Origin of the sequence: Desulfovibrio desulfuricans (assembly GCF_004801255.1) — a bacterium.
GTDB lineage: Bacteria > Desulfobacterota > Desulfovibrionia > Desulfovibrionales > Desulfovibrionaceae > Desulfovibrio > Desulfovibrio desulfuricans_C.
In genome coordinates this window covers 2,241,562-2,250,117 of sequence record NZ_CP036295.1, presented here as the reverse complement: position 1 = coordinate 2,250,117, position 8,556 = coordinate 2,241,562, and the positions used below count along the sequence as shown (strand labels likewise).

The following is an 8,556-nucleotide window of genomic DNA, read 5'->3' as shown; positions in this document are numbered from 1 at the left end:
GGCGGGGTGCAGCCCAAAACAGCCCCCAACCCCCACACGAACCGTAGCGGCGGCAACCTGCCGCAGAATATGCAAAAAAACGCCACACCCTTGCGAGCGCGCATGACCCGATTTTTTTTTATGCCCGCAGGCCAACAGGCCGGGGCGCAGCCCATGCTAGAGTAGTCGCGCTTATGTGGTGGCGAGTAAATGGAATTATTTATTTCCGTGCTACAGTGAACATGTAATCGTTTTGTGTACCTCGCCCACGCAGCTTACACAGATGGTTGGGCAGGCTTTATTGAAAGCCGATTAGAGTGGGGCTGAAGGATATATTGCCCATGATTTTGCTGGGCCATGCGTTTTTTCGGGCGGTGCAGACGTCGGCTTAATATCTGTTTTTATATCTTGGCCTGTCAATTTAGGGGCGATTTGGTATTAGTTATTAAAAATTAAGTACCTATTGTCTTTGCCCTGGGTTTTCGTATATGAGAACTATGGAGTTCAGGCGAGCAGGCTGGACAGGTCGTATTACCGAGTGCACGGGCAGCAACCCGGCAGGATTTTGTTATGCAGTCTCAAAAAGATTCCAGGTTGTTTTTGCAAAAGCTTTTGCAAAATCCACCAATGCTGCCGTTCGAACCCAAGCTGCTGCCCTTGTTGTTTGCGGTTACCCAGGAGGGCTCCAACGCCTCCGTGAAGTCTGTGGTTGCCCTGATTGAAAAAAGCCCCCGGCTGACGACGCGTGTGCTTGCCGTGGCCAATTCGGCGGCATATGGGCTTGAATTCAAGGTTTCCACCCTGCAACGGGCCATAAGCATCATGGGCCTGCGCGAGGTGCGCCTGTTGGTCTTGATGGTGGGCATGTCGTCGTTTATACGCGAAGCGAAGCTTCCCAAGGCCTTTGATACGGAAAGGTTCTGGAATCACCTGCTCTCTGTGGCGACCATCGCCAGAGCCCTCGCTGAGGTTTTGGGCGGAGCGTCAGGCGTGTGCGGGCCATCCGCCAGAGCTGGCGAGCGTCTGGTGATGGTGCCGGACGAGGCCTATATAGCGGGCTTGCTGCACGATGTGGGCAAGGTTTTTTTGGCAGCTACCCGACCAGACGTATGGGAAAAAGTAGTCGAGATGGAGCAGGCGGAGTCAATGAGCAGCTTTGAAGCGGAAAATGCCGAGTGGGGCATGGACCACGCGCTCCTCGGAGCGGCGGTGCTGCACCACTGGAAACTGCCCCTGGTGCTTACTGAACCCATAAATCTGCACCATTCGCCAGAGCTTGCCACTACTTACAGGATGGAGTCGCACCTGCTGGCAGCGGCTAACTGTCTGGCGCGCGGCAGCCTTGATGCCGCCGCGACTCTCAACGATGAGGTGCTTGCGCACCTGCCCAGGGGTTGCGATCCTGATGCCGTGTGCTCGGCGGTGGTCACGAGCATAGCCAAAGCACAGGAAACCGGTTTTGCTGAACTTGATGCGTAGCCCGTGCCCGGGCCGGATGCGGCAGATGTTTGCTCCCACAGTTCTTGAGGCTCATTATTGAGGCGCGTGCATGGATATTGAAACCGGGCTTGATAGTCTGCTGCACGGGCAATTTGCTGCCGCGCTGACCCAGTTTGAGGCCTGCAGGCAGCAACCGGGGGCGGACAAGCTGTGCGAACTCACGCGCGCCTGCGCCGACCTCTCCGCCTACGCCGCCGCGCTGGCAGAGGGCAATCTGACTGTCCGCCCGCCGCAATCGTGCCGCAATCTTTCGACGCACCTTGAGAGCCTGCACGCCAAGCTTAAACGGCTGGCGCGCCAGTTGCTTATTTTCAGCACCGGGTATCCCATGTCCACCGTTGACGACATGGGCGACCTGTCCGACGGCCTGAATTTTCTTGTCAATCAGGCGCAGACCTGCAAACGGCAGGTCGAGCACGATCAGAACCACGATGTGGAAACCGGCCTGATGAACCGCAAGGCCTTTGTCAGCGGCGTGCGCGATGCCCTGCAGATGCAGCCGGGCAAGTTTGGCGTGCTCTTTTCGTGCGGACTCGATAATCTTAAGTACGTCAACGACACGCACGGCTATGACTGCGGCGACCTGTACATTGCCAAGGTGGTTGAAGCCCTGCGTATGTGCGAAAACGACTCGGTGCTGCTGGCCCGTACCGCAGGCAACGAGTTTGCCGTATACGCCCACAGCTTTGACGACGAAGAAAGCGCCTTGCGCTTTGCGCAGGACAACCGCAAAACCCTGCTGAACACCACCATAGAGCTGCCCAACGAAATTGTGCGCATCCGCGCGTCTCTGGGCGTGGCGGTGTACCCCAGCGACGCCATGACCGCCGACGTGCTGATGAATTACGCCAGCCATGCCATGTTTGAGGTGCAAAACTTCAACCGCGGCACGCTGATGCGCTTTAACCCCGAGGTATACCGGGCCAAGGCCAATATTCTCAGCCGTCAGGAGCGCCTGGACGAACTGCTTGAAAACCAGCTGATACGGTTTGCCTTTCAGCCCATAGTCAGCCTCAAAAACGGCTCCCTTTACGGTTACGAGGCGCTCATGCGCTCCACGACGCCGCATTTTGCCTCGCCGCTCGACATGCTGCAGCTGGCTGAGGCTCAGTCAAAGCTGCCCCAGCTGGAGTATTTGACCTTCAGGATGATTTTTAATTGGATGGGCGAGCACCTCGATTCGCTGGGCAGCAAAAGGATTTTTTTCAACGCCATCTCCGCGCAATACCTGGACGTGGCCGAGCTGAGCAAGCTGCACCCGCGCTACGAGGCCATAAGCCGCAACATGGTGTTTGAAATCATTGAGACAGCCACCAGCGAGGACGGCCTTACGCGCAAAATACGCGAGCTGCGCTCGCAGGTTGCGGCCTTTATCGCCATTGACGACTTTGGCTGCGCCCACTCCAACGCCTTGCGGCTGCTCAATATTTCGCCAGAAATTCTCAAGATCGACAGCTTTTTTATCCGCTCCATACACAAGGCCTCTGCCTCCAAACGTGAGTTTTTGTCCAACATCCTCGTCTACTGCCGCTCCAAGGGCATACTGACGGTGGCAGAGGGCGTTGAAACACACGAAGAACTGGCAACCGTAATTGCCCTGGGTTTTGATCTGGCCCAGGGGTTTTATCTGGCCAGACCAGGCTTTAGCCTGCAGGAGCTGACGTCTGCCCAGATTGAAGAAATCGTCGCCCTTGCCTCCACTGTCGGCTGATTCTTTCGCATTTTTTCCCTCGCCCTCGCCGCACAGTTGCGGCGGCTTACCTCTCTGAAGCCCACGTGGTCTCTTCCGCGCAGACTCCCCTTTGCCGTCTGTAATGCATTATAACGCGCACATGTTGTCTGTCGGCGCGCTGGTCTGCCTTGCGCAGACGGATGTAAAGCGGCTCATCGCCTACAGCTCGGTGCGCCATATGGGCTTTGTGACCCTGGGGCTTTTTGCCCTGACGCAAAATCAGGGCGTACGGCGGGCTGGCTGGTAAAAGGTTGGACGCGCGCGAGGTTGCCATACTGCTGACCATGGCCGTGCTGATTATCGGCATCGGTATTTTCCCCAAGGCGCTGCTGGAATACAGGCACGCCTCGGTTGAGCATCTGGTGGCAGATACCCAGCAGGCATTTGCGGCTTTTTCTGCAAACCAGGCAGGCGGGCCGGGCGGCCAAGGCCGCCGACGGTCGCCAGCGTAATGCGTATTTAGGTCTCCCGGGGGGGCGGGCGGTCGACGGGCCGGGTGTTCTGCGGCGCAAGGGCAACACCATAGGAGCTATCATGACAGCCATATCCGTAGCGCCTCTTTCGGCCCTGCCATTGCTGAAAGACCTTCCGGCCCTGCTGCCGGAGCTGACCTCTTGGTCACGGCCATCGATCTGCTGTGCGGCGACATGTTCTTTCCGCATGAAAGGGCTTTTCTGCAATGGTTGACCGTGGTTGGCGCAATAACAGCGCTTGCTGCCATAGTAGCTGTCTCCGCAGGCGGTGGAGTGACCGTCTTTGACGGAATGTTTTGCGCTGACGGCTTTGGTGCGCTGTTTAAAGCAGTTTGCGTAATGGCACTTGCTTTTACGGCGTTAATGAGCGAAATTTTTTTTTCACATGCCCAATGCGTCAGGGGGAATGTTACTGTCTTGCAGTATGTTCAACACTGGGCATGTGCGTTATGGCCTCGGCTGGCGATCTCATTGTGCTCTATCTGGGCCTTGAGCTTATGGCCTTGCCCATATACGCGTTGGCAGCCCTGCGCACCAGCGATCCGCGCAGCAGCGAATCGGCCATCAAATATTTTTTGATGGGCAGTTTCGCTTCGGCTTTGTTGCTTTTTGGCATGTCCCTGCTGTATGGGCTTACCGGGCACACCGAGCTGGCGAGGATGGCCGCCGCCCTGCCTGTTGTTGCAAACGGGCAGACGCTGCCCGCCCTGGTTGTTGCTTTGGCGCTCGTGCTGGCAGGCATGGGATTCAAGGAGGCAGCCGCGCCCTTTCATGTCTGGGTTTCCGACGTGTTGAAGGTGCGCCCACAACCTTGACGCCTTTATGTCTGCGGCGGCCAAGACGGCCAGCTTTGCCGCGCTTGCGCGAGTGCTGGTTATGGCCCTGACGCAACTTGGCGCGCAGTGGAGCGGCGCTTTGGCCCTTATGGCCGCCTTGACGATGCTGGTGGGCAATATCGCCGCCGTTATGCAAACAGGTCTCAAGCGCATGCTGGCGTACTCGGCCATAGCCCATGCGGGCTACGCCCTGCTGGGGATCGCCGCCTGCACCGCAGACGGGCTTTGTGCGACCGCAGCGTATTTGACCATTTACCTGTGCACGAAGATGGGGGCCTTTGCCATCATGGGCTACCTTGCCGTGTACGGGCAAAAGCTGGGCAATACCCCCTGGCCGACGCCGGGGAAGACCTGGACGACTACGCGGGCCTTGCCGCGCGGCATCAGGCCCTGGCTGCGGCCATGCTGTTTTTTTTCTTTTTTCGCTGACGGGCATCCCGCCGACGGCGGGCTTTATGGGCAAATTCCTGCTCTATAAAGAGGCCTTTTTAGCAGGGTATACCATGACGGTGCTTGTGGCTGCGGTCAGCAGCGCCTCTCGGCCTGGTATTATCTGGCGTGGCAAGACGCATGTACACGCAGGAAGCCCCGGCAAATCACCCCGCACCCGTGCAGACAGCTTCGGGTGGTGCGGGCGTGAGGGCTGTCCTTCTGCGCTGTCTGGCAGGTGTGGTGCTGTGGGGCGTGTTTCCGCAGACGCTGCTTTTGTGGGTGCATGTGTTTTTTTAAGGAATCCGCTTCTGAGGGGCGGTTTCCGGCATTATAATCCGTTGCGCGTGCGCGACGTTGATCGGGAGGAGTTGGAATGAAAAAAAAATGGATACTCTTGGGCCTGGTGACCACGCTGGTGGTGCTGGCCGCGGTGCCGCCATGGCGGCGGACGGCAGCGTGCTTGCCAATGCCATTGCCAAACAGGTGGAAACTGCCCCTGAAACCCTGAATATGCAGGCCGAACCCGGCTATCTGGGTATCCCCGGCGGCCCCAAGGTCAACATGATGCTGGCCTTTGGCTGGGCCCTGTGGGTGGGCTGGATTTTCTCCACCGTGGGCGCTTTTGGCGGTGTTATGGCTGGCGTGGGCCACATGACCGTGCACGGCCTTGGCGCGTATGCCAAGTCTTTTGGCAAGACCCCGCTCAACAAGTCTGTTACCGACTCTGTGCGCGCCTCCAACCAGATGCTGGCCGGTCTCTCCGCTGTTATCAGTACCTTCAGCTACTACCGCATGAAGCGCCTTGTGCTGCCCCTGGGCTTTGCTCTGGGTCTCGGCTCCATTGTGGGCGCTTTCAGTGCTGTTTCTCTGACGGCTGGCAAGCTGAACTTCTCGTCCTATCAGGGCTATTTTGGTCTGTTCGTGCTGGTGCTTGGCCTGTACCTGATGTGGGAGACCTCCCCCGCTGGTCAGCGCTCCAAGGCCAAGGCCAAGGAAGCCGCCAAGGCTTTTGAAGCTGCCAAGTCCAAGGCCGAAGGCGTTGTCGCCCCCACGGGCGTGAAGCTCATCAAGTTTACCTTTACCACCTGCCAGTTTACCTTCTGCGGTGTGGAATTTTCGTTCAACCCGCTGATTCCCTTCCTGGGCGGCGTGGTCATCGCCAGCATCGCGGCCTTTTTGGGCGTGGGCGGCGGCTTTTTGCTGGTGCCCTTTATCACCAGCGTTACCCAGCTGCCCATGTATCTGGCTGCAGGCACCTCCGCTCTGGCCGTGCTGCTCAGCATGATTACCGGCATCACCACCCTCATGCTGCACGGCGCGCTGGTGGACTGGAATCTGGTTGGTCTTGAACTGGCCGGTATTGCCGTGGGTTCCATTGTTGGCCCCTACACCTCGCGTTTCTTCTCTGATATCTGGTTGAAGCGCCTGTTCATCGTGCTGGCCCTGTATGTGGGCACCGACTACATCCTGCGCGGTTTCTTCAACATCAAGATGTTCGGCTAAGCTTCGGGCGCTGCCCGATCTGAGCTGAAAGTATGCATAAGCACTGCATCTCCCTGGCCTGCCAAGGGGGTGCAGTGCTTGCTTTTGAACCCTTGCCGCGCCGTGTGCCGCAGGTGCGCACTGCCCCGCGCGGATAATGGAGCCGCTGAACATATGGAAGAACTCCTGGTCTGGCTTGATCCTTTTTTTGTACTGCCGTACCGTCTGGTGCCGCAGCCCGAAGCTGCCTATTTTTTAGGAACAGCCGCCCTTGCCCTGCTGACGGCTCTCATTGGCATTGCCACCCTGCGCATGGCCCAGCGTATGCACCATAAGCGCCTGAAGCAGCTGCAGGACGACATGCGCCATTACCATGAACTGAGCGAGTCGGCCCTGCAGAATGCGGGCAAGGAGACCTTTAAGGCTGTGAACCGTCAGGGGCACGAGGCCTTTGGGTATTATTTTTCGCTCAGCAACGCCCTGTTTGTGGCCTCGCTGTGGCCTGTGCCCATTGTGCTGGCCTGGATGAAGCTGCGCTTTGGTCTGATAAGCCCCGAGCTGCCTTTCAGCCTGCCGCTTTTTGGCAATCAGCCGAGCATGGTCTTTTGGTTTATCCTTTTTTACATTCCACTGCGTATGTTCAGCAACAGAACCATTACGCGCTGGCAGCTGCGCTGGGCTGCGGCTCCGGCGCAGACGCAGGTTTTTGCCCCGGCGGCTCCCGCAGAGAACCATACCCAACCTCAAGCGGAAACGCAGGCCGAGCCTCGCAACGTGGACAAGCCCTAGCCGGATAAACCTTTCACCGTTTTGACCCGCAGCTATGAGCCCCGCGCAGATTGCCCGGCGGTCAAATGCAGAAGGCCCCGCATCACCTAAAGATGCGGGGCCTTCTGCCGTTAAATGGTCTGGCTTGGTCGCGTGCTCAGGCAAAAAGGTCTTTTACATTATGCGGCTTGCAGCGCAGGTACTGCGCGGGCGCGGCAATGGTCTGCCCCAGGGCGGCAGCGGCGTGCCAGGGCCAGCGGGGATCGTACATCATGGCCCGTCCTATGGCCACCATGTCGGCCTGACCGGTAACCACGATGCCCGCCGCCAGTTCCGGCTCGGTAATAAGGCCAACGGCTATGACGGGCAGGCTGGTCACGGCTGCCTTGACCGTAGCCGCCAGCTCCACCTGATAGCCGGGCGCAAGGTTGATCTTTTGATCCGGCGAAAGCCCGCCCCCAGAAACGTGAATATAGGCCGCACCGGCTTTTTCCAGGGCCTGGGCAAACAGGGCGCATTCCTGCACGCTCCATCCGCCTTCGACAAAGTCTGTGCCCGAAACGCGCACGCCCACAGGAAAGTCGTCGGCAACGGCGTTACGCACGACCGCCAGCACCTCCAGGGCAAAGCGCATTCTGTTTTCGAGGGGGCCGCCGTAGGCGTCCGTGCGGTGGTTGCTCAGCGGGGAGAGAAACTCGTGCATCAGATAGCCATGGGCCGCGTGCAGCTCAATGACGTTATAGCCTGCTCGTACAGCCCGTTTTGCAGCGGCTGCAAAGGATTCTGTCAGACGGGCGATATCTCCGCTGGTGAGCTCGACTGGGGTTTGGTGTCCCGGCGCGTAGGGCAGGGCGGAAGGCGCGCATATTTCCCAGCCGCCGTTTTCGGTCGTCAGGGGCTTGCCGCCTTCCCACGGGCGACTGGTTGCGCCCTTGCGGCCTGCGTGCCCCAGCTGGACGCCCAGCGGCATGGCGGAATACGAACGGATGGCGTCAATCATGGTCTTGTGCGCTGCTTCCTGGGCGTCATTCCACAGGCCCAGGTCTTGCGGCGCAATACGCCCCGGCGCTTCCACAGCGGTGGCTTCCACAATCAGCAGGCCAGCACCGGATACGGCAAGGGTTCCGTAGTGCATGGCGTGCCAGTGCCCCGGCATGCCCGCATCCGCCGAATATTGGTCCATGGGGGGCACGATGATGCGGTTGCTCAGCGTGAGACCCTTGAGTTTGATGGGAGAGAAGAGTGGATTCATGTTGTCCTCCTGCTTATATGGTATCATACTAAAACGCTTTTAATTTGTTAAGCCTCTGCCAGGCGGCGCGTCGGTATTTACATATGCTGACAAACATGGCTC

9 protein-coding genes and 1 pseudogene are annotated in these 8,556 nt (G+C 58.6%); 9 read left to right on the top strand and 1 reads right to left on the bottom strand.

Annotation, left to right across the window (positions count from 1 at the left end; translation table 11 throughout):
• Nucleotides 1–549: 549 nt before the first annotated feature.
• The 9 genes and pseudogenes from DDIC_RS09475 to DDIC_RS09445 all read left to right on the top strand — a co-directional run bounded on the left by DDIC_RS09475 (nucleotide 550) and on the right by DDIC_RS09445 (nucleotide 7,223).
• A complete protein-coding gene (locus DDIC_RS09475; RefSeq protein WP_136400209.1) occupies nucleotides 550–1,458 on the top strand; it encodes an HDOD domain-containing protein in 909 nt (302 codons plus the stop codon).
• A 70-nt stretch (nucleotides 1,459–1,528) separates the two neighbouring features.
• The gene (locus DDIC_RS09470) at nucleotides 1,529–3,190 is read left to right on the top strand and encodes a bifunctional diguanylate cyclase/phosphodiesterase (RefSeq protein WP_136400208.1); all 1,662 of its coding nucleotides are present in this window, start codon (nucleotides 1,529–1,531) and stop codon (nucleotides 3,188–3,190) included.
• 148 nt (nucleotides 3,191–3,338) lie between these two features.
• Nucleotides 3,339–3,425 (top strand): annotated as a pseudogene (locus tag DDIC_RS14195) (proton-conducting transporter membrane subunit); the annotation flags it as partial.
• 37 nt (nucleotides 3,426–3,462) lie between these two features.
• Nucleotides 3,463–3,663 carry a hypothetical protein gene (locus DDIC_RS09460; RefSeq protein WP_136400207.1) on the top strand — a complete coding sequence of 67 codons (201 nt, stop codon included), beginning with the start codon at nucleotides 3,463–3,465 and terminating at the stop codon, nucleotides 3,661–3,663.
• A gap of 461 nt (nucleotides 3,664–4,124) precedes the next feature.
• Entirely contained in the window at nucleotides 4,125–4,499 is a 375-nt protein-coding gene (locus tag DDIC_RS14070) for a proton-conducting transporter membrane subunit (RefSeq protein WP_282097268.1), read from the top strand.
• Between the two features lie 7 nt (nucleotides 4,500–4,506).
• Nucleotides 4,507–4,998 (top strand): proton-conducting transporter membrane subunit, encoded by a 492-nt coding sequence (locus DDIC_RS14065; protein WP_282097267.1) that lies wholly within the window; start codon nucleotides 4,507–4,509, stop codon nucleotides 4,996–4,998.
• A 92-nt stretch (nucleotides 4,999–5,090) separates the two neighbouring features.
• Nucleotides 5,091–5,249: a hypothetical protein gene (locus DDIC_RS13980; RefSeq protein WP_247647442.1), complete on the top strand. Its 159-nt coding sequence runs from the start codon at nucleotides 5,091–5,093 to the stop codon at nucleotides 5,247–5,249.
• Nucleotides 5,250–5,390: 141 nt separating this feature from the next.
• Entirely contained in the window at nucleotides 5,391–6,455 is a 1,065-nt protein-coding gene (locus tag DDIC_RS09450) for a sulfite exporter TauE/SafE family protein (protein WP_432612333.1), read from the top strand.
• Nucleotides 6,456–6,608: 153 nt separating this feature from the next.
• Nucleotides 6,609–7,223 (top strand): hypothetical protein, encoded by a 615-nt coding sequence (locus DDIC_RS09445; RefSeq protein WP_211088869.1) that lies wholly within the window; start codon nucleotides 6,609–6,611, stop codon nucleotides 7,221–7,223.
• A gap of 136 nt (nucleotides 7,224–7,359) precedes the next feature.
• Here DDIC_RS09445 and DDIC_RS09440 read toward each other — a convergent pair whose 3' ends face one another.
• Nucleotides 7,360–8,454: an NADH:flavin oxidoreductase/NADH oxidase gene (locus DDIC_RS09440; protein WP_136400205.1), complete on the bottom strand. Its 1,095-nt coding sequence runs from the start codon at nucleotides 8,452–8,454 to the stop codon at nucleotides 7,360–7,362.
• Nucleotides 8,455–8,556 lie beyond the last annotated feature (102 nt).